At 72.3% G+C, this 19,313-nt stretch carries 19 protein-coding genes, 1 tRNA gene and 1 pseudogene; 11 read left to right on the plus strand and 10 right to left on the minus strand.

Going from position 1 to position 19,313, the window contains the following annotated elements:
• Nucleotides 1-24: 24 nt before the first annotated feature.
• The gene (locus PVK74_RS21440) at nucleotides 25-477 is read right to left on the minus strand and encodes a hypothetical protein (protein ID WP_274477077.1); all 453 of its coding nucleotides are present in this window, start codon (nucleotides 475-477) and stop codon (nucleotides 25-27) included.
• Between the two features lie 97 nt (nucleotides 478-574).
• Nucleotides 575-862: a hypothetical protein gene (locus PVK74_RS21445; protein WP_030500482.1), complete on the minus strand. Its 288-nt coding sequence runs from the start codon at nucleotides 860-862 to the stop codon at nucleotides 575-577.
• A 610-nt stretch (nucleotides 863-1,472) separates the two neighbouring features.
• On the opposite strand from PVK74_RS21445, the gene PVK74_RS21450 reads away from it, so the two are divergent.
• From PVK74_RS21450 to PVK74_RS21460, 3 genes are all read left to right on the plus strand, one after another.
• On the plus strand, nucleotides 1,473-2,354 hold the full coding sequence (locus PVK74_RS21450; protein ID WP_043327628.1) for a helix-turn-helix domain-containing protein: 882 nt from the start codon (nucleotides 1,473-1,475) through the stop codon (nucleotides 2,352-2,354).
• Nucleotides 2,324-2,545 carry a DUF397 domain-containing protein gene (locus PVK74_RS21455; RefSeq protein ID WP_043327627.1) on the plus strand — a complete coding sequence of 74 codons (222 nt, stop codon included), beginning with the start codon at nucleotides 2,324-2,326 and terminating at the stop codon, nucleotides 2,543-2,545. The genes PVK74_RS21450 and PVK74_RS21455 overlap by 31 nt, the downstream gene beginning before the upstream one ends.
• Before the next feature lie 136 nt (nucleotides 2,546-2,681).
• Nucleotides 2,682-3,080 carry a hypothetical protein gene (locus tag PVK74_RS21460; RefSeq protein WP_043327626.1) on the plus strand — a complete coding sequence of 133 codons (399 nt, stop codon included), beginning with the start codon at nucleotides 2,682-2,684 and terminating at the stop codon, nucleotides 3,078-3,080.
• Here PVK74_RS21460 and PVK74_RS21465 read toward each other — a convergent pair.
• The 4 genes from PVK74_RS21465 to PVK74_RS21480 all read right to left on the minus strand — a co-directional run bounded on the left by PVK74_RS21465 (nucleotide 3,048) and on the right by PVK74_RS21480 (nucleotide 5,813).
• The gene (locus PVK74_RS21465; protein ID WP_043327625.1) at nucleotides 3,048-3,650 is read right to left on the minus strand and encodes a hypothetical protein; all 603 of its coding nucleotides are present in this window, start codon (nucleotides 3,648-3,650) and stop codon (nucleotides 3,048-3,050) included. The genes PVK74_RS21460 and PVK74_RS21465 overlap by 33 nt on opposite strands.
• 93 nt (nucleotides 3,651-3,743) lie before the next feature.
• Entirely contained in the window at nucleotides 3,744-4,550 is an 807-nt protein-coding gene (locus tag PVK74_RS21470) for a WecB/TagA/CpsF family glycosyltransferase (protein WP_274477078.1), read from the minus strand.
• Nucleotides 4,547-5,656: an NAD-dependent epimerase/dehydratase family protein gene (locus PVK74_RS21475; protein WP_051611303.1), complete on the minus strand. Its 1,110-nt coding sequence runs from the start codon at nucleotides 5,654-5,656 to the stop codon at nucleotides 4,547-4,549. The genes PVK74_RS21470 and PVK74_RS21475 overlap by 4 nt, the downstream gene beginning before the upstream one ends.
• Before the next feature lie 71 nt (nucleotides 5,657-5,727).
• Nucleotides 5,728-5,813: transfer RNA gene (locus PVK74_RS21480), tRNA-Leu, on the minus strand.
• A 209-nt stretch (nucleotides 5,814-6,022) separates the two neighbouring features.
• On the opposite strand from PVK74_RS21480, the gene PVK74_RS21485 reads away from it, so the two are divergent.
• From PVK74_RS21485 to pknB, 7 genes are read left to right on the plus strand one after another with little or no spacing between them, the layout of a single operon-like run.
• The gene (locus tag PVK74_RS21485) at nucleotides 6,023-6,811 is read left to right on the plus strand and encodes an FhaA domain-containing protein (RefSeq protein WP_026267912.1); all 789 of its coding nucleotides are present in this window, start codon (nucleotides 6,023-6,025) and stop codon (nucleotides 6,809-6,811) included.
• A gap of 6 nt (nucleotides 6,812-6,817) precedes the next feature.
• On the plus strand, nucleotides 6,818-7,303 hold the full coding sequence (locus PVK74_RS21490; protein WP_030500489.1) for an FHA domain-containing protein FhaB/FipA: 486 nt from the start codon (nucleotides 6,818-6,820) through the stop codon (nucleotides 7,301-7,303).
• A complete protein-coding gene (locus PVK74_RS21495) occupies nucleotides 7,300-8,745 on the plus strand; it encodes a PP2C family protein-serine/threonine phosphatase (protein ID WP_274477080.1) in 1,446 nt (481 codons plus the stop codon). Before PVK74_RS21490 ends, PVK74_RS21495 begins: the two co-directional genes overlap by 4 nt.
• A gap of 28 nt (nucleotides 8,746-8,773) precedes the next feature.
• Complete coding sequence (locus PVK74_RS21500; protein WP_043327622.1) at nucleotides 8,774-10,264, plus strand: FtsW/RodA/SpoVE family cell cycle protein; 1,491 nt, start codon at nucleotides 8,774-8,776, stop codon at nucleotides 10,262-10,264.
• Nucleotides 10,261-11,769, plus strand: coding sequence for a peptidoglycan D,D-transpeptidase FtsI family protein (locus PVK74_RS21505; protein ID WP_043327621.1), 1,509 nt, complete (start codon nucleotides 10,261-10,263; stop codon nucleotides 11,767-11,769). The genes PVK74_RS21500 and PVK74_RS21505 overlap by 4 nt, the downstream gene beginning before the upstream one ends.
• 1 nt (nucleotide 11,770) lies before the next feature.
• Entirely contained in the window at nucleotides 11,771-13,168 is a 1,398-nt protein-coding gene (locus PVK74_RS21510) for a serine/threonine-protein kinase (RefSeq protein WP_043327620.1), read from the plus strand.
• Nucleotides 13,165-14,997 (plus strand): Stk1 family PASTA domain-containing Ser/Thr kinase, encoded by a 1,833-nt coding sequence (gene pknB / locus PVK74_RS21515; RefSeq protein ID WP_069089172.1) that lies wholly within the window; start codon nucleotides 13,165-13,167, stop codon nucleotides 14,995-14,997. The genes PVK74_RS21510 and pknB overlap by 4 nt, the downstream gene beginning before the upstream one ends.
• A gap of 185 nt (nucleotides 14,998-15,182) precedes the next feature.
• Here pknB and PVK74_RS21520 read toward each other — a convergent pair whose 3' ends face one another.
• The 4 genes and pseudogenes from PVK74_RS21520 to PVK74_RS21535 form a co-directional block, all read right to left on the minus strand.
• Nucleotides 15,183-15,833, minus strand: a complete 651-nt coding sequence (locus tag PVK74_RS21520) for an aminodeoxychorismate/anthranilate synthase component II (protein WP_073827087.1) — start codon at nucleotides 15,831-15,833, stop codon at nucleotides 15,183-15,185.
• Nucleotides 15,834-15,838: 5 nt separating this feature from the next.
• Nucleotides 15,839-16,111: a hypothetical protein gene (locus tag PVK74_RS21525; protein ID WP_030500496.1), complete on the minus strand. Its 273-nt coding sequence runs from the start codon at nucleotides 16,109-16,111 to the stop codon at nucleotides 15,839-15,841.
• Nucleotides 16,112-16,114: 3 nt separating this feature from the next.
• Nucleotides 16,115-17,188: pseudogene (locus PVK74_RS21530) on the minus strand (class E sortase); the annotation flags it as partial.
• Nucleotides 17,189-17,964: 776 nt separating this feature from the next.
• Nucleotides 17,965-18,771 (minus strand): DUF881 domain-containing protein, encoded by an 807-nt coding sequence (locus PVK74_RS21535; RefSeq protein ID WP_043327617.1) that lies wholly within the window; start codon nucleotides 18,769-18,771, stop codon nucleotides 17,965-17,967.
• A 230-nt stretch (nucleotides 18,772-19,001) separates the two neighbouring features.
• On the opposite strand from PVK74_RS21535, the gene PVK74_RS21540 reads away from it, so the two are divergent.
• A complete protein-coding gene (locus tag PVK74_RS21540) occupies nucleotides 19,002-19,265 on the plus strand; it encodes a cell division protein CrgA (protein WP_043327616.1) in 264 nt (87 codons plus the stop codon).
• Nucleotides 19,266-19,313 lie beyond the last annotated feature (48 nt).

Consider the following 19,313-nt stretch of genomic DNA (forward strand, 5'->3'; position numbering starts at 1 on the left):
CGTCCACGACCGGCGTCGGAACGTTCACCACTGACGCCGGCGGGCGCCGACCAGCCCGAGGCCGGCGAGTGAGATGGCGAGCCCGAGCAGGCCGGAGTAGAACAGCGACCGGCTGAGGTCGTCGGTGGGGTCGGTGGGCCGCTCGGCGAGCGTGCCCTCGCCGCCTCCGGTGCCCGCGGGCGGCGCGTCGGCCTCCGGATCGTCCTCGTCCTGCGACGGGTCGGTGGGAGACCAGCCGTCGTCCTCGCCGGCCGCCGGCCGGGCGTCCTCGCCGGATGCGGCTCGGCCGTCCTCACCGGCCACGGTGATCTCCGGGGCCGGCACCGGCTCGGCGAGCTGCTGGGTGGCGGAGAAGGCGGGGTGCCGCACCACGAGCGCGAGCGCGGTGGCCACGACGAGGAAGGCGAACAGCCCGAGGGCATAGCCGACACGGGACCGGTGGTGCCGCCGCGCGGCGGGCAGATTGACCATGACCATCCCAGGTTCAGGGTCCGTGGCGCGCGGGTGGAACATGCCGGGGTGGGCGTACCGATTCTATGGCGTCGGCACGCCCTCCCGACCGGGAATCGTGAGGTCAGCCCACCCGGACCGGAGTCCGGACCACCGGGCGGCGGGCCGTCCGGACGGTGTGCTGCCGGGGAACCGGCGCAGCGTGGACCTGCTGCAACCCCTCTTCGAGTACGAAGATCGACCGCCGGTTGACCGCGTCCCCCGCCGCGTTCAACTCGTAGCCGTCGAGCCAGAGCCAACCGTCGTAGGTCGGCCAGTCGAGAATCCGGATCACCCGGAACATGATCGGTCGGAAGAACTGGACACTCGCCGCGCGCGTCACGTGCAGTACGTCACCGGAGCGGGGAAGCACATGGGCTCCTGGGGAGGGTCGGCCGGTCGTCGGGACCGGCGAGGCTGAACGAGGTCGGTGCGGTCCGGTGACGGGGGTCTGCCTCGTGGACCGGCGGTCGTTTGGCGGTGCTGGTCGGGCCGTACCCGCGGTGGCGGACCGCCACCCGACCATCACCCGGCTGCTCCCGGTTACCGCTCCCGCCGCCGCAGCCAAGCTGGCTTGCAGCGACGGGGTCTTCATTCCGGGGCAGGTCGCACGGCGCGGGACGGCTCCCCTCCGGCCGTCCCACGGACCGCGGTGTCACCACGCCCGGAGATCGTTCGAAGACGGTGAGTAACCCGTGCCATACGGACAGAGTGCTACAGCGACGTGCGACATGCAAGTTGCACGTCGTGTTTTGCGGATAGGTGAGGAGGACACGTGAACGGGAAACTTGAAGCGTCAGGTATCGGGGCGTCACACTGGACGCCGGTTTCGCCCGTCGCGGCCGGTCGACGACCGGCACCACCCCTGCCGCGAACGCTCGCCCGCCGCCCGCCGGTCGCGCCCGCGGTGGGTGCGGAATCGGGGCGCGACCGACCGGAGGTAACCGGGTGACTGTGACGCAGTCGCGAGCCGAGGAGATGCCGTGACCGAACGGCGCAGCCCCACCATCCGGCGGCGCCGGCTGGGGGCGGAACTCCGCCGGCAGCGCGAGGCCGCGGGCATCACCATAGAAGCGGTGGCCGAGCAGTTGGAGTGCTCGGCGTCGAAGGTCTCCCGGATCGAGACCGGCCACACCACCGCCACGCCGCGCGACGTGCGCGACATGCTCCGTATCTACGGAGTCGTCGGCGCGGAGAGCGACGAGCTGGTGCAGATCGCCCGTGAGGCCCGGCAGAAGGGCTGGTGGCATCCGTACAGCACGGTGCTTGTCGGGGCGTACGTCGGCCTGGAGGCCGCGGCCAGCTCCATCCGGGCGTACGAGCAGCAGGTCGTGCCGGGGCTGCTGGAGACCGAGGAGTACGCCGGCGCGATGATCCGGGCGGCCCGGCCGGACTTCACCGCCGAACAAGTAGACCAACGGGTGCGTGTCCGATTGGGCCGTCAGTCGTTGTTGACGCAGGACGATCCGGTCGATCTGTGGGTGGTGCTCGATGAGGCGGTGCTGAGCAGGCCGGTTGGCGGCGACGCGGTGATGCGTGGTCAGCTCAAGCGGCTGGTGGAGGTGGCTGAACTGCCGAACGTGACAGTGCAGGTCCTGCCCTTCGAGGTGGGCGCGCACGCGGGCATGGACGGCACCTTCACGATCCTCAGCTTCCCCGAGCCGAGTGATCCCGATGTCGTGTACGCGGAGAACGCCACGGGTGGGCTCTTCCTGGAGAAGAGCGACGAACTGCAGAAGTACAGCTTCATCTTCGATCACATTCGAGCAGCGGCCATACGCCCGGAGGAATCCATCGCACATATCGCGAAACTGGCAGAGGAGCCACTGTGGAAATGGCGACCAAGGAGTTCCCCGTGGACCTGACGCAGGCGACGTGGTTCAAGAGCTCGAAGAGCGGGCCGAACTGCGACAACTGCGTGGAGGTCGCGTACGTGACCGGGGCGGTCGGAGTCCGGGACTCGAAGGACAAGACAGGCCCGGCCCTGATCTTCGCTCCGGACGACTGGCAGACCTTCGTCGCCCGCGCCCGGGGCGGCGCGTTCGGCCGGAGCTGACCGGCACCGCAGCGTGGTCCCGTCCGGCAGCGTTGCCGGGCGGGACCATTCGCGTCCGGACGCCGCACCCGTCGCCAGTTTCGATCCGCCTCGTTGAACCGCACGGATCGGCAACCGAACGAGGCAGGCGAGACGGATGACGACGATCGGTTCAGAGAACCTCACCAGCGGCCCGGGCAAGCCCGAGCGGTTCGGTGGCAAGTACCGCGGCGCCCGCCGGGACACCGTCCTCACCGAGGTGGTCTCCGGCGACGGCGAGGAGGCCCGCGAGGGTGGCGTGCCCGAGCAGGCCGCGACGCCGCTGTCCCTGCCGTCGCTGGACCCCAACCCGCTCACCGAGCCGTCGTTCCCGCCGAGCGGCTGGCCGATCGAGCAGCAGGAGTCCCTGGTGGACCATCCGCTGCTGCGCGGTCTGCTGATGGAACTGCCGCCGAAGGGCAGCGTCCCTCCGCCTGGCTGGCTGGACCGATGGTTCGAGGCGACCCGCGCGATCCTGGAACTGCTATACGTGCAGGGCGCGAGCCGGTCGCGCTGACACCGGCTCGGCCGCCGGCATGGCCCGCTCGGCGAGCCGGTTGTGCCGCAGCGCGTGGCGTACCCCGATCGCGCACACACCGAGCACCGCGACGGTGATCACCGGGCCGGCCACTCCGGGCGCGGCGAGCAGGTCGACGCCGAGCGCCGGCAGCACGGCCACCAGCACCGCGAGTGCCGTCGCCTGCAACGGCAGCGCGATCAGCGGATGCGCCGCGGCCGCGCGCAGCCCGTGCGGGGCGGGCGTTCCCGGCGCCGCCGCGAACGCGCCCGCGCCGGAGCGCAGCCGCCGGACCCGCCGTACCGTGCAGACCGCCACCACGGCCGCCGGCGCCGCCGCGAGGCCGAGCGCGGCGGCGGCCCGGTCCACAGCGGTGTCGCCGGCGCTCTGCAGGCCCGCGGCGAGGACCGCCGCGGTGAGCGCGAGGCCGGTCAGCACCAGGGCGGACAACCATCCGGTACGCCGGCGCAGCGCGCGGGCGCGGTCGAGCCCGGGCAGGCCCTCCGCGACCAGTCCGGCGGCGAGCCAGACGGCGGCGACGGGAAGCAGTACGGCGAGACGGTCATCCATGCCCCCCAGCCTTGCCCGTTTCGACGTTCGCCGAATCCGGGACGGCACCCCGGTTCGTCCCGTATCCGGGCCCGTAGGGGTCGTCGGGGCGGCTCAGACGTCGAAAGTGGCCGGTCGGGTGGTGGCCGGCGCCGGCGGGGTGGCCTTCCACAGCCCGGTCTTCTGGGCGGCGAGCCGGGTCAGGTAGGCCGGGTTGAGGATGACGTACCGGCGCCACAGGCGCTTGGGCTCCAGGCCGAGCCGCCAGAACCACTCCAGCCCGGCGCGCTGCATCCACGGTGGCGGGTTGCGCAGCAGACCGGCGTGGTAGTCGAACGCCGCGCCGACAGCCATCAGCGGCATGTCCAGCAGCGGGCGCATGGCGTACGCGAAGACCTCCTGGCGCGGGCAGCCCAGCCCGACCAGGACGAGGCGGGCGCCGCTGGCCCGGATCCGGTCGGCGATCTCGGCGTCCTCGCCCGGGGCGGCGGCGCGGAACTTGGACGGCTCGACCCCGGCGATCTTCAGCGCGGGGAACTTGCGCTCCAGCGCCGGGACGAGCCGGGACAGCGTCTCCTCGGTGGAGCCGTAGAGGTAGACCGGCAGCCCCTCCTCGGCGAACCGGGCGAGCACCCGCAGGGTCAGCTCCGGGCCGTAGACGCGGTCGGTGAGCCCGGCGCCGTGCAGCAGGTTGAGCGCCCAGCGCACCGGCTGACCGTCCGGGGTGACCACGTCGAACGAGTTGAGCCGGGCGTTGTGCGCCGGGTCGAGCACGCCGGTCATCACGCCGTGCACGGCGAGCGCGGTGAGCGCCAGTGGGCGGCGTTCGTGCGCGGCCGAGACCACGGCCTCGGTGGCCCGGGCGTAGTCGGTCGCGTCGACCCCGACGCCGAGGACGTTGCGCTTGGTCCCGGCGCTCATGCCTTCGGCACCCACTTGTCGACGTTGGCCTCGTAGATCTCGCGGAGGATCATCGGCACGTCGTACGTGATCTTCCAGGACGGGTAGTGCTCCTCGAAGCGGGCCATGCTGCTGACGTACCACTGGTGGTCGCCGGTGCGGGCCTGCTCGACGTAGTTGATCCGGGCCTCGCGGCCGGTGATCTCCTGGGCGATCCGGAACGCCTCGATGTGCGAGGTGTTCGAGTGCCGGCCGCCGCCGAGGTTGTAGACCTGGGCCGAGCGCGGCTCGCGGAAGAACGCCTCGAACGCGGTGAGCACGTCGTGCGAGTGGATCGCGTCCCGGACCATCTTCCCTTTGTAGCCGAAGAGGTTGTACGTCCGGCCCTCCATCACGCAGCGCATCAGGTACGCCAGGAAGCCGTGCAGCTCGGCGGCGGAGTGCGCCGGGCCGGTCAGTGTGCCGCCCCGGAAGCAGGCGGTCTTCATGTCGAAGTAGCGGCCGTACTCCTGGACCATCACGTCCGAGGCGACCTTCGAGGCGCCGAAGATCGAGTGCAGCGACTCGTCGATCGACATGTCCTCGGTGATGCCGTCGTACCAGCGGTGGTCCTCGGGCAGCTCGTAGCGGGTCTCCAGCTCGATCAGCGGCAGCGAGTTGGGCCGGTCGCCGTACACCTTGTTCGTGGAGCAGTGGATGAACGGCGCGTCGATCGCGTGCCGCCGGGTGTACTCCAGCACGTTGAGCGTGCCGCCGGCGTTCACGTCGAAGTCGGTGAACGGCTCCTTGGCGGCCCAGTCGTGGCTCGGCTGGGCGGCGCTGTGGATCACCACGGCGATGTCCTTGCCGTACCGCTTGAAGACCTGCTCCAGGCCGTCCCGGTCGCGGATGTCGACGGCGTGGTGGGTGTACGCGGAGCCGAGGTCGGCGGCGAGCCGGTCCAGGCTCCAGGCGGTCGAGCCGTCCTCGCCGAAGAAGTACCGCCGCATGTCGTTGTCGATGCCGACCACGTCGAGACCCAGTCCGGCGAAGTGCCGGGCCGCCTCGGAGCCGATCAGACCGCCGGAACCGGTCACCAACGCGACAGTCACACGCCACTCCTGGTCCGTGGGAGGCAGGGAAACCATCGGAGCATAGCGTGACGTCCGAAACGCCCCGATACGAAGCAAGGGCCCCGCTGTGTGCGGAGCCCTTGTTCTGGTGGGGATGGGGGGAGTTGAACCCCCACGTCCTTTCGGACACACGGACCTGAACCGTGCGCGTCTGCCATTCCGCCACATCCCCGTGGCACGACCCGGAACACCATATCGCATCCCGCGCCCGCCATCTGCGACGGGTGCCGGGACATATTACGCTGTCCACTGGCCACGCCACGAACGATCACCGCTCGTGGCGGGCGAAACTTTAGCACGTCCGCGGGCCTGGTCACGAACGGGCCGACGGCAGCCGGCCGAGCGGCGTGTGAGCTGCGGAGGCGGTGTCCGGATACCATCATTGCCTCGGGACCCGAGGAGGAGCCGGTGAGCGTGCTGCAACGCTTCGAGAAGCGTCTGGAAGGCCTGGTCGAGGGGGCCTTCGCCAAGGTCTTCAAAGGGGTGGTCCACCCCGTGGAGATCCTCAACGCCATGCAGCGGGAGGCCGAGGCGCACAAGGCGATCCTGGCCGGTGGGCGCACCCTTGTGCCCAACCGCTACGTGATCGATCTCTCGCCCTACGACCACAGTCGGCTGGCGCCGTACGCTGCCGCGCTGGCCCAGGAGCTGGCGCAGTCGCAGGCCGAGTTCATCGGCGAGCAGGCGTGGACGGTCTACGGCGACGTGATCGTCGAGGTCGAGCGCGGTGAGGGCCTGGACACCGGCATGTTCCGGGTCACCGCCGAGGTCTACACCGGCGGGGACGTCGCCCCGGTCTCCGCGCCCGGTGGCTACGACGCCGGCCCGGCGTACCCGGCGTACGACCAGGGCGGCGGCTACGGCCCTCCGCCCGGTCACGGCGGGGGCCGCAACGTCCGCCTGGTCTCCGGCGACGGCCGCACCTACCCCCTCCAGATGGGCTCGACCGTGATCGGCCGCGGCGACCAGGCCAACCTGCGCCTGCCCGACGTCGGCATCTCGCGACGCCACGCCCGGCTGGACTTCGACGGCGGGCAGGTCGTGCTGACCGACCTGGGCTCCACGAACGGCACGATGGTCAACGGCCAGCGGGTCTCGGCGGTCGCCCTCAACCCCGGCGACATGATCCAGCTCGGCACCACGACGCTGACCTTCCGCGTGGACGGCTGATCCCCGTTGCCGGAGCTCGTCATCACCGTCGCCCGGTTCGGGTTCCTCATCCTGCTGTGGATCTTCGTGTTCACGGTCGTCGGTGTGATCCGCCGGGACCTGTTCGCGGGCGCCCGGTCGGGCCGCCTGGTGGCCGCGCCGCGGGGGATCGGCGCGTCGACCGGGCAGGCGGGGAAGCCGGCGAAGGCCAAGCGCGGCCGGGCCGCCCACCAGCTCGTGGTCACCGCCGGCCAGCTGGCCGGCACCCGGATCACGCTCGGCGAGGCCCAGATCACCATCGGCCGCGCGGAGGACTCGACGCTGGTGATCACCGACGACTACGCCTCGGCGCGACACGCCCGGCTGGTGCCCCGTGAGGGGCAGTGGTACGTCGAGGACCTCGGATCGACTAACGGCACCTATCTCGATCGCGCTAAGGTCACCGGACCAACCCCCGTCCCCCTCGGCGTGCCGATCCGGATCGGCCGCACTTCCCTCGAATTACGGCCATGACTCTGACCCTGCGCTACGCGGCCCACAGCGACCGCGGTCTGATCCGAGACGGCAATCAGGATTCCGTCTACGCCGGACCGCGGCTGCTCGCCGTGGCCGACGGCATGGGCGGCATGGCCGCCGGTGACGTCGCCAGCAACATCGTCATCGGTGCCATGGCGCCGCTCGACGAGGACGTCCCCGGTGACGCCCTGGTCGACGCGCTCCGCTCCGCCGTGGGCACCGCCAACCAGCAGCTCCGCGACACTGTGGACGCCAACCCGCAGCTGGAGGGGATGGGCACCACGCTCACCGCGACCCTCTTCTCCGGCAGCAAGCTCGGGATGGTCCACATCGGTGACTCGCGGGCCTATCTCCTGCGCAACGGTGAGTTCGCGCAGATCACCAAGGACGACACGTACGTCCAGATGCTCGTCGACGAGGGCCGGATCAGCGCGGAGGAGGCGAGCAGCCACCCCCAGCGCTCGCTGCTCACCCGGGCGCTCGACGGCCGCGACATCGACCCGGAGTACAGCGTCCGGCAGGTGCTGCCCGGCGACCGCTACCTGATCTGCTCCGACGGGCTCTCCGGCGTGGTCAGCGCGGACACCATCGCCGACACCATGCGGGAGTACCCCGACCCGCAGCGGTGCGTGGAACGCCTGGTGCAGCTCGCGCTGCGCGGCGGCGGCCCGGACAACATCACCGTGATCATCGCCGACGCCACCGACCAGGACATCGTCGAGGCGTCCCCGATCGTGGGCGGCGCCGCCGCCCGGGATCGCGGCATGGCGACCTCGGCCGACGACTCCACCCCGGCGGCCCGCGCCTCGGCGCTGTCCGCGCCCCGGCCACCCGCCCCCGAGGAGCCGGCGGACAACCGCGACGACGAGCCCGAAGGCCGGCGCCGCCGGCCGCTGCGCACCGTCGCGATGGTGCTGGCGCTCGCGGTCATCGTCGGCGGCGGCGTGTTCGGCGGCTGGACGTACACCCAGCGGCAGTACTACGTCGGCGCCACCGACGACGGCCAGCTCGCGGTCTTCCGCGGCGTGCCCGGCCAGGTCGCCGGGCTGGACCTGTCGAACGTGCACGAGCGCAGTGACGCCCGGCTCGACGACCTGACGCTGGCCGCCCAGGAGCGGGTGAAGCAGGGCATCCAGGCCCGCAACGAGCCGGACGCCGAGCGCCGGCTGGCGGAGCTGACCAGCGACGACCCGGGCAACCCGAACCTCAAGCCGCTCTGCCCGCCCGACCCGACGCCCGGTGTGACCAGTCCGACGCCGGTGGCCACCACCGACCCGCTGCCCCCGCCGAGCGGCAGCCCGCTCCCGTCCACGCCGCCCGCGGGCGCGTCGACGCCCACCCCCGACGCGCCGACGCCGACGTTCACCACCACGCCCGACGCCGTTCCCTCCGACACCGTTCCGCCGGCCGATCCGGCGGGTTGCCGGTCGCCGCAGTGAGTGCCGGCTCGATCCCGAGGACGTATCCGTGACCGCAGCCGCCGTACCGGCCGCCTCGCCCGCTTCGACGGGCGAGCAGTCCGGCGTACGCCTGGCCCGGTCCCGGCGTAACGCCGAGCTGTCCCTGCTCCTGCTCGCCATGGTGCTCGTGGCGGCGTACGCGGCGATGGTCGAGGCGAAGGCGCTGGACACGATCACGTCCGACTTCTGGATCCCGGCCGCCGCGCTGGGGCTGGTCTTCCTCGGCCTGCACCTGGTGATCCGCTGGCTGGCGCCGTACGCCGATCCGGCGCTGCTGCCGGCGGTGGCCCTGCTCAACGGCATCGGCGTGGGCTTCCTGCGCCGGTACGACCTGGCCAAGGCCGCGCCCGCGGAGCGGGAGGACCTGGCCATCTTCGCCGGCACCGGTGGCCGGCAGCTCGCCTGGACGCTGGCCGCCGTGGTGCTTGCCGCCGGGCTGCTGGCGATCCTGCGCGACCACCGGTCGCTGTCCCGGTACGCGTACACGCTGGGCCTCGCCGGCATCGTGCTGGTGATGATCCCGGCGGTGCTGCCCAGCCGCTTCTCCGAGATCAACGGCGCCAAGCTGTGGATCAAGTTCGGCGGGTTCTCCATCCAGCCGGGCGAGTTCGCCAAGCTGGCCCTGCTCACGTTCTTCGCCTACTACCTGGTGCGCAAGCGTGAGGTGCTCTCGCTTGCCAGCCGGCGGGTGCTCGGCATCGACTTCCCGCGCGGGCGCGACCTCGGCCCGGTGCTGGTGGTGTGGCTGGTCAGCCTCCTGGTCCTGATCTTCGAGAAGGACCTGGGCACCTCGCTGCTCTACTTCGGCATGTTCGTGGTGACGCTCTACATCGCCACCGAGCGGGTCAGCTGGCTGCTCATCGGTCTGATCCTGTTCTTCGGCGGCGCCTACCTGGCGTACGTGCTGGGCAGCACCGTGGGCGGCCCGTTCGCGAACTTCTACGACCGGGCGCAGATCTGGCTCGACCCGTTCGCCGAGCCGTACGACCGGGGTTACCAGTTGGTGCAGGGCCTGCTCACGCTCGGCACCGGCGGTCTGTTCGGGGCCGGTCCGGGTGGCGGCCAGCCGACGCTGCTGCCCGAGGTGCAGACCGACTTCATCTTCGCCGGCATCGGTGAGGAGATCGGCCTGTTCGGTCTCTCCGCGCTGCTGGTGATCTACCTGCTGATCGTGGAGCGGGGCCTGCGCGCCGCGCTGGCGGTGCGGGACTCGTTCGGCAAGCTGCTCGCCGGTGGCCTGGCGTTCACGCTGGGCCTGCAGGTCTTCGTCATCGTCGGCGGCATCAGCAAGCTCATCCCGCTGACCGGCCAGACCACCCCGTTCCTGTCCGCCGGTGGCTCCTCGCTGATGGCGAACTGGCTGCTGATCGCGGTGCTGCTGCGCGTCTCCGACGGTGCCCGCCGACCGGTGACCGGTGGTGGCGGCCCGGCGGCCCGGCCGTCCGGTGGTCCACCCGAGCAGTTGCACGGCGCCCCGACGGAGGTGATCCGACCGTGAACGCCCCCCTGCGCCGCGTCGGCGTGGTCGTGATGGTCCTGTTCGGGCTCCTCTTCGCGAACCTGAACTGGATCCAGGCCTACAAGGCCGACGAATACCGCAACAGCGACTACAACGGCCGGGTCCAGGTCGCCGAGTACGACCGCAAGCGCGGCAACATCGAGGTCGGCGGCACCGCGTACGCGCTCAGCAAGGAGACCGGCGGTGAGCTGAAGTACCAGCGCACCTACCCGGGCGGCGAGATGTACGCGCACGTGCTCGGCTGGAAGCCGGTAAACGGCAGCGCGAGCGGTATCGAGCGGGTGGAGAACGACTTCCTCGCCGGCACCAGCGACGCGCTGATCGCCAACCGGATCAAGGACATGTTCACCGGTGACGAGACCGGTGGCGGGAACGTGGTGCTGACGCTGTCGAAGCGGGCCCAGGAGACGGCGTACAAGCAGCTGAACGACAACCAGGTGGGCGCGACGAAGGGCGCGGCGATCGCGATCGACCCGCGTACCGGCGCGGTGCAGGCGCTGGTCTCCATGCCGAGCTTCGACCCGAACCCGCTGGCCAGCCACAACAGCACCGAGGCGGACCGGGCGTACAACACGCTGGAGAAGGACAAGGATCGGCCGCTGGCGAACCGGGCGCTGTCCGAGACGCTGCCGCCCGGCTCCACCTTCAAAATCATCATGGCGGCGGCCGCGCTGGAGAACGGCGTCGGCCAGCAGACCCGCATCCCGGCCGGCTCCAGCTACACCGCGCCCGGCGCCGGACAGCCGATCCGCAACGCCGCGCCGTCGATCTGCCCCGAGTCGCAGGTGACGCTGCGCGAGGCGGTCACCGAGTCCTGCAACACCGGCTTCGCCCAGCTCGGCGTGCGGCTCGGCGCGGACAAGGTGAAGGAGAAGGCCAAGCAGTTCGGCTTCGAGCAGGACGACCTCACCGTCGGCCAGCTCGGCGAGGGTGGCCTCCCGGTGGCGGCCAGCCGCACCGGCGACATGCAGAACCCGGACGGCAGCACCGACCCGGCGGCGCTCGCCCAGTCGTCGATCGGCCAGAACAACGTGCGGATGACGCCGTTGCAGGGCGCGCTGATCGCGGCCGCGGTGGCGAACAAGGACGGCAAGCAGATGCGTCCGTACCTGGTCAAGCAGTTGCTCGGGCCGGACCGCACCACCGTCTACGACCCCGCCCAGCCGCGCGAGCTGCGCCGCCCGATCAGCGGTCAGGTCGCGGCCGACCTGCGCGACATGATGCAGAACGTGGTGAAGGAGGGCACCGGCCGCCGGGCCGCCATCGACGGCTACCTGGTGGGCGGCAAGACCGGTACCGCGCAGTCCGGCCCGAACACGCCGGACCACGGCTGGTTCATCGGCTTCGCGCTGGACAAGGACGGCACGCCGCTGTCCGCCGTCTGCGTCGAGCTGGAGCAGGCGGGCAACGGCGGCAGCGCCGAGGCGGCCCGCATCGCCGGCCGGATCATGGCGGCGGCCATCGCGGACTCCGGGAGGCGCTGACGTGCTGAGCCCGGGGGTGAAGCTCGGCAACCGCTACCGCCTCGACGAGCGGATCGCCAGCGGTGGCATGGGCGACGTGTGGCGCGGCACCGACCAGGTGCTGGGCCGTACCGTCGCGGTCAAGAGCCTGCTCCCCGCGCTGCTCGACGAGCCGGGCTTCGCCGAGCGGTTCCGGGGCGAGGCGCGGACCATGGCGACCATCAACCACCCGGGCGTGGTCGACGTCTACGACTTCGGCAGCGACCAGCACATCGCGTTCCTGGTGATGGAGTACGTCGAGGGCGACGCGCTGTCGGCCACGCTCAGCCGGGTCGGCCGGCTGACCCCGGCGCGGACCATGGCGCTGCTGGCCCAGGCCGCCGACGCGCTGCACGCCGCGCACGAGAAGGGCATCGTGCACCGTGACGTGAAGCCCGGCAACCTGCTGGTCCGGCCGAACGGCACGCTCGTGCTCACCGACTTCGGCATCGCCCGCTCCGAGCTGGTCGGCCAGCTCACCGCCGCCGGCTCGGTGCTCGGCACCGCCTCGTACATCTCGCCGGAGCAGGCCACCGGTGCGGTGGCCACGCCCGCCTCGGACGTCTACGCGCTCGGCGTGGTCGCGTACCAGTGCCTCGCCGGCCGGCGCCCCTTCGAGGGGGACAACCCGCTCGAAATCGCCATGAAGCACGTACGGGAGACGCCCCGGGCGCTTCCGGCCGACATCCCGCCGCAGGTCCGGGCCATCGTGGAGCGGGCCATGGCGAAGGACCCTTCCGCCCGCTGGCCCAGCGCCGCCGCGCTGGCGAGCATCGCCCGGCAGGCCAAGCTCGCGCTCTCCCAGGCGGCCCGCGCCGGACGGCCCATCTCGGCCGCGCCCGCCTCACCGGCCGCACCCGTCGCACGCGCTCAGGTGCCGACCGCTCCCCGGCCGCAGCCACCGGCCGCCGCCGCGCATCCGCAGCCCCGTCCGCCGGTCTCCCCGGCCCGTCCGCCCGTTTCGCCGGCCCGCCCGCCGGTGACGCAGCGCCCGGCCGTGATCGCCCACCCGGCCCCGATGCCCCGCCCGCCGGTGGCGCCGCGTGGCGCGGCACCCGTACCGCAGCGGCCCGTGCCCCAGCACAACCCCATGCCGTACGCGCGCCCGGCCGCCCCGCCCCCACCCCGGCGCTCCCGGTCCGGGCTCTGGACGACGGCGATCGTGGTGGCCGTGCTGGTCATCCTCTGCTCGGGCGTGATTTCGTTCCTGTACCGGAAATACGGTGCTACCGCATCCGCTCCGGCGAGTGTGAGCGTGACCTCCGGCGCGGTGCGGCCGCACGGAGGCGACTATCCGGTCCGCACGTCGTACCGTCGTGAGGTACGCCTCCTGCCGGCCGACGGCGGTACGACGACGAGCGAAGGACGAGACACGCGATGACAGCGCAGGCCCGCCTGCTCGGTGGCAGGTATCAGGTCGGCGAGCTGCTGGGCTACGGCGGCATGGCCGAGGTGCACCGCGGCCGCGACCTCCGGCTCGGGCGGGATGTCGCGATCAAGATGCTCCGTGCCGACCTGGCCCGGGATGCCACCTTCCAGATGCGGTTCCGCCGCGAGGCCCAGAACGCCGCCTCGCTGAACCACCCGGCCATCGTCGCCGTCTACGACACCGGTGAGGAAACCGGCCCGACGGGCGAAACCCTGCCGTTCATCGTGATGGAGTTCGTGAACGGCAGGACGCTCAAGGAGGTCCTCGGCGTCGAGGGGCGGCTCCAGCCGCGCCGGGCGCTGGAGATCTGCGCCGACATGTGCGCGGCGCTGGAGTTCAGCCACCGGCACGGGATCATCCACCGGGACATCAAGCCCGGCAACGTGATGCTCACCCAGACCGGCCAGGTCAAGGTGATGGACTTCGGCATCGCCCGGGCGCTGGCCAGCGGCGCCACCACGATGACGCAGACCAGCGCGGTCATCGGCACCGCACAATACCTCTCTCCCGAGCAGGCGCGCGGCGAGGCGGTCGACGCCCGCTCCGACGTCTACGCGGCCGGCTGCGTGCTGTTCGAGCTGCTCTGCGGCCACCCGCCGTTCGTCGGCGACAGCCCGGTCAGCGTCGCCTACCAGCACGTGCGGGAGCAGCCGCCGACGCCGAGCACGATCAACCCGGACGTCAACCCGGCGGTCGACGCCATCGTGCTCAAGGCGCTGTCGAAGAACCCGCTCAACCGCTACCAGAGCGCCGGTGAGATGCGGGCGGACCTGCTCCGCGCCGCCGCCGGCCGGCCGGTGCTGGCCACCCCGGTGATGCCGGCCGAGGAGACCATGCCGATGGGCGCCGCCGCGGGCGGCTACCAGCAGGCGCAGCAGACCCAGATGATGGGCCCGCAGACCCGCCCGCAGCCGGTGGCGCGGGTCGGTGACCCGGGCAAGCGCAAGAGCTCGTCCTGGGTCATCGCGGCGTTCGCCGCGCTCGGCGTGCTCGCGGTGATCGCGCTGGGGACAGCGCTCTGGCTCAACCAGGCCGGCAACGAGAAGGTGTCGGTGCCCCAGCTGGTGGGCCGGTCGGCGGACGACGCGAAGGCCGCGCTCACCCAGGCCGGGCTGCGGTACGGCACAGGCGATCCGGTGCAGAACACCACCTGCGAGAAGGGCTCGGTGGTCGAGCAGAGCCCGACGTTCGGCCAGCGGGTGGACAAGGACACCGAGGTCACCGTCAAGGTCTGCACCGGTCCGGGCCAGGTGACCGTCCCCACCGGGCTGAAGGGCAGTACCTACAACGCCGCGAAGGACCGACTGACGGAACTTGAGCTGATTCCCGTTCGCGAGGATGTCAACGACAGCGCGCCGGAGGGTCAGGTCATCTCCGTCTCGCCCACCGAGGGCAGCTCGGTCGCCGAGGGCAGCAAGGTGACGCTCAAGGTCTCCAAGGGCAACGTCGGCGAGGTGCCGACCGTCATCGGCTACACCGAGGAGCAGGCGACACAACAGCTCAAGGAGGCCGGCTACACGGTCCGGGTCCGGGAGGGCAACGAGGTCGATCCGTCCCAGGCGGGCAAGGTCAGCAAACAGTCGCCGGCCGGCAAGACGAAGCTGGCCAAGGGCGAGCGGGTGACCATCGAGGTCGACGTGCCGCGCGAGGACGAGGAGCCGACCAGCCCGACGCCGAGCGGCAGCCCCAGCACGACGCCGACCACGCCGGGCGGTGGCGGCAACGGCGGCGGCAGTGGCTTCCCGTTCCCGACCATCGCGCCCAGCCGTACCGAACGCTGAGCATCACCTGACCGACGACGCGGCGGTGTCCCCGATCCCGGGGCCGCCGCCGCGCCCGTCCCAGCGCCCGCCCCTTCCCCGTCGATCATGAACTTGACGGCGACAAATCGGGCGTCGAACGCCGTCAACTTCATGATCGACGGGGCGGGCGGGCGGGCGGGGGGAGGGGAGGAGCGGGCGAGCGGTCAGGCTGCGGCGAAGGCGGCCCGGCGGCGGGCGTCGACCTCGGCGGCCAGCTCCGGGGCACGTTCCAGCGCCGCCGGGAAGCCGCAGGCGGCCAGCCAGTTCGCCAGCATGAGGTGACCGCCCTCGGTCAGCACCGACTCCGGGTGGAACTGCACGCCCTCGATGGGCAGCGTCCGGTGCCGCATCGCCATCACCACGCCGGAGCCGGTCCGGCCGGTGACCTCCAGCTCGTCCGGCAGCGTCTCGGGCAGTACGGCGAGCGAGTGGTAACGGGTGGCGGTGAACGGGTCGGGCAGGCCGGCGAGCACGCCCACGCCGTCGTGGCGTACCTCGGAGGTCTTGCCGTGCAGCAGTTCCGGCGCGCGCGCCACTGTGGCGCCGAACGCCTCGCCGATCGCCTGGTGACCGAGGCAGACGCCGAAGATCGGGAGCTTGCCGGCGTACTCGCGGATGACGTCCAGGCAGATGCCGGCCCGGTCCGGGCTGCCCGGACCGGGCGACAGCAGGATGCCACCGGCGCCCGCCCGGCCCACCTCGGCGACGTCGATCTCGTCGTTGCGCCGTACGTCGCAGTCGGCCCCGAGCTGTCCGAGGTACTGCACGAGGTTGAAGACGAACGAGTCGTAGTTGTCGATCACCAGGACACGCATCGGGGTCACCTGTTCGGGGTGGGGGGCGGGGCGTTGTTCGTCTCGGTGCTGTACGGCAGCTCCTCGTCGCCGGGCAGCCCGGTCGGCTCGGTGAGCCCGCCGTCACCCGGTACGCCGGAGTCCTGGGTGACCTGCACGTCGTCGAAGGGCAGCAGCGGCTCGGCCCACGGGAACACCACGAACCAGAGCAGCGCGACGGTGGCGGTGGCCAGCAGCAGCGAGCCGATCAGCTTTCCGGGCAGCCCGAAGGGAAGTTTCCGCCAGATCCAGGAGTACACGGCTCACGTCTCCAGTTCGGCCGGGCGGCCCGCCGACTTGGCCTGGACGGTGTCCAGCCGGGCGTGGATGATCAGCCGCTGGTAGTTGTCGAACTTCGGGTTGCAGGTGGTGAGCGTGAGCAGCTTCTCGGTGGGCTTCTGGCCCGGCTTGCCCGGCACCGGCGCGACCACCTCGACCTGGGACGGCTTGACGATGCGCTGCTCGTACACGCGGTAGACGAGCCAGTCGGTGCGGGTCTCGACCACTATGGCGTCGCCGGTCTTCAGCTCGTCCAGCCGCCAGAACGTGGAGCGGATCCGGTGGCCCGCCACGGCGAAGTTGCCCACCTCGCCGGGCATGGCGCTGTCCGGGTATCGGCCCGGGGCGTACCGGATGTCGTTGGGGGTGACCCCCTCGACCACCACCCAGTGCTTGTCGAACTTGGGGATGTAGAGGCCGGCGACCGGTTTTCCGTTGGCCGGCGGCTTCGGCTTCACGGTCGGCCCGGTGGTCGGGGCGACCGTCGGGTCCGCGCCCCACTCCTGGGCGAGCTGGCTGTTCAGGTCGCTCTGGTGGGCGTCGACGATGACCGCCTTGCCCCAGATCTCGTAGCCGGCGAAGAGGAGCACCACCAGGCCGAACGTGATGAGCAGTTCGCCGGCGCCGCGTACGACGGTGCGCAGCCGGGAGCCGGCGCTGGGGCGGGTCAGCTCGGAGTAGACGCTCCGGTAGCCCTCGCCGGTCTGCTCGGGCCGCAACTGCACCACCCGCTCGCCGCGCCGGGGGCGGGGCGGCTCGGCCGGTGGCTCGTCGCCGCTGTCCGCCGCGTCCGGCGCCGGAGGCACCGCGCCCATCAGCCCGGTGGCGTCCATCCGGGGGTCCGCGGGCGGCCGGGTGACGGCGGGCAGCACCGCCGTCGCTCCCGGGTCGGCCGGCGGGGTCCGGTCCGCGTCGGCCGGGCCGCCGAACCGGGGTACGCCGGGTGCACCGGCCGCCTGCCGTCCCTCGCCCCCCGGCGTACGTCCTCCGTTCTCCCACGGCTGCGGGCCGGTGCGCGGCGGCTGGGCCCCGCGCACACCGCGTTCCGGCGGGAGCGCGCCGCCGGCCGGGCGGGTGGGATTCTGGTGCGCTGCCGGTCCGTACGCGCCCGGCCGCATCTGCCGCTCACCCGTCCCGGGCGGGGCATCGCCGGGTCGCGTCCGGCGTTCACCCGCCGGGGGTGGGACGTCGCCCGGTCGCGTCGTGCGTTCGCCCGTCCGGGGCGGCACGTCGGCCGGCGTGGCGGGACGCATCCCGGGCCCGCGCTGGGGCGCGGCCGTGTGCTGCGGTGGACCGCCCGGCTGGCCGGTGCCGGGTCCGGCCGGCCCGGCGAAACGCGCCGGGCCGGACCCGCCCGCGCCCGGACGGCCGGGCGATCGGTGCGCCGACTCGGGGATCCCGTCACCGGAAGGCTGGAACCCGGACTCGGGAACTCTGCCACCGGAGGGCTGGAACCCGGATTCGGGAATCCCGCCGGCGGAGGGGCGGAACCGCCTGTCGGCCTCGACGTGGTGCGGGCCGGCCGGCGGATGGGCCTGGTTGCCCGGCCAGGGCGGCGGAGCGGACCGTGGCGGGCCGGGCGGTGGTGGGGCGGTCGACGGTGGGGCGGTCGACGGCGGGGCGGTCCGTGGCGGGGCGCTCCGTGGTGGGGCGGGCGTCGGTGGGAACGGGCCCCGTCGCGCCGGAGAGGTGTGCGACGGTCCGGCGTCGGGCCAGGGCAGGTCGAGCGGGGGCGGCGACGCCGGGGCGGGGGCCGGGCGCTCGACCTTGGGGAGGAACGCGGTGGGCTCCTCCTGGCGGTCGTGGCCGCGGCGGTCCCGGGGGTCGCCGCCGCTCACCGGGGCACCGTCGCCGACTGCAACGCGGTGGAGTCCTCGAACGCCGGCACGGTGACTGTGGAGACGCGCTCGACGTAGCCGAGTTGGTAGTGCTCAGCCACTTCCTTGAACACCCGCACTCCCTCAGAGGCGGCGAGCGCCCGCTGGAGTTCCGCGGGGTCGCCGATTGCCACGATCTTGAAAGGAGGGGAGTACACCCGGCCGTGCAGCAGCAGGGTGTTACCGACGCAGCGTACCGCGCTGGTGCTGAGCACGCGGACGTTCATGATTGACATGGCCTCCGCGCCGCCGGCCCAGAGCGCGTTGACCACCGCCTGGACGTCGCCCTGGTGCACGACCAGGTCGTCGTTGCTGGCGCCCTTGGGCAGCGGCTGGTCGGGCCGGCGGTCGGCGTCGTTCAGCTCGACCGTCACGCCGCTGCCGGTGAGCGCGGTGAACCCGGCGGCCTGCCGGCTCGCGGCGGCCCGGTCCCGTTCGGTCTTGATCGGCCCGTCGGCGCCGGCCAGCGCGGCGGTCTGCTCCTCCACCTCGGTGCGGAGCCGGGCGGCCTTCGCCTCGCTCGCCGCCACCTGCTCCCGGCGGTCCTCGATCAGCTGGGTGAGCTGGGGCCGGCGGTCCTCGCGCAGCGGCGTGCCGCCCGCGGTGGTGGCGGTGGTGGTGAACAGCAGCCCGGCCGCGGCGGCGATCAGGGGTACGCCGATCGACCAGCCCGGGCGGCGCTGGCGGGCGCGCCGGGGCAGCAGGGCGGCTGCCGCGCGGCGGAGGACCTTCTGCCAGGAGGCGGCGCCGGACGTGTACTCCACCGGGCGTTCCCTTTCCCGTCGTCTCGTTCCGGCTCGCGCCGATGCGAACCGACCTGATCGACCCGGAAAGTCCGCTCTTTCCGGTTACTGAGTGCACCGGCCTGGCCCCATTCGTGGCCTGGACGGTCCGTCGGGACTACGCTAGCTGTCGAACATTATTGGCCATGGACCGTCGCCCTCGCGCCCGGTTGTCAGGCCGGACGAGGTCGTACCCCCCTCTGGAGAGCGTCGTGCCCAAGTCTCAGGTCCGCAAGAAGAAGGTGTACACCCCGCCCACGGACGTTCGTCCGACGGCGACGGCGTCGACGCGCAAGCCTAGCCCGGTCTGGCTGCCGGTCACGGCGGTCGCGCTGATCGTGGTCGGCATCGGCTGGCTGGTGCTCTACTACCTGTCCGAGCAGGCGTACCCGGTCGCCACCTGGGGTTACTGGAACCTCGCTGTCGGCTTCGGCGCGATGGTCTCCTCGCTGATCCTGCTCTCCCGCTGGCGCTGAGCCGGCCGCCCGTCGACCCGGCGTAGGTCACGCCACGCCGCCCCTGCC

The organism is Micromonospora chalcea, assembly GCF_028768405.1.
Classification (GTDB): domain Bacteria; phylum Actinomycetota; class Actinomycetes; order Mycobacteriales; family Micromonosporaceae; genus Micromonospora; species Micromonospora chalcea.

What these genes read in the sequence shown, in the direction of transcription:
- PVK74_RS21460 (WP_043327626.1), top strand. Translation starts at nt 2,682, where the DNA reads ATGACGACGATCGGTTCAGAGAACCTCACCAGCGGCCCGGGCAAGCCC.
- PVK74_RS21520 (WP_073827087.1), bottom strand. Translation starts at nt 15,833, where the DNA reads ATGCGTGTCCTGGTGATCGACAACTACGACTCGTTCGTCTTCAACCTC.
- PVK74_RS21475 (WP_051611303.1), bottom strand. Translation starts at nt 5,656, where the DNA reads ATGGTTTCCCTGCCTCCCACGGACCAGGAGTGGCGTGTGACTGTCGCG.
- PVK74_RS21455 (WP_043327627.1), top strand. Translation starts at nt 2,324, where the DNA reads ATGGCGACCAAGGAGTTCCCCGTGGACCTGACGCAGGCGACGTGGTTC.
- PVK74_RS21495 (WP_274477080.1), top strand. Translation starts at nt 7,300, where the DNA reads ATGACTCTGACCCTGCGCTACGCGGCCCACAGCGACCGCGGTCTGATC.
- PVK74_RS21465 (WP_043327625.1), bottom strand. Translation starts at nt 3,650, where the DNA reads ATGGATGACCGTCTCGCCGTACTGCTTCCCGTCGCCGCCGTCTGGCTC.
- PVK74_RS21470 (WP_274477078.1), bottom strand. Translation starts at nt 4,550, where the DNA reads ATGAGCGCCGGGACCAAGCGCAACGTCCTCGGCGTCGGGGTCGACGCG.
- PVK74_RS21440 (WP_274477077.1), bottom strand. Translation starts at nt 477, where the DNA reads ATGGTCATGGTCAATCTGCCCGCCGCGCGGCGGCACCACCGGTCCCGT.
- pknB (WP_069089172.1), top strand. Translation starts at nt 13,165, where the DNA reads ATGACAGCGCAGGCCCGCCTGCTCGGTGGCAGGTATCAGGTCGGCGAG.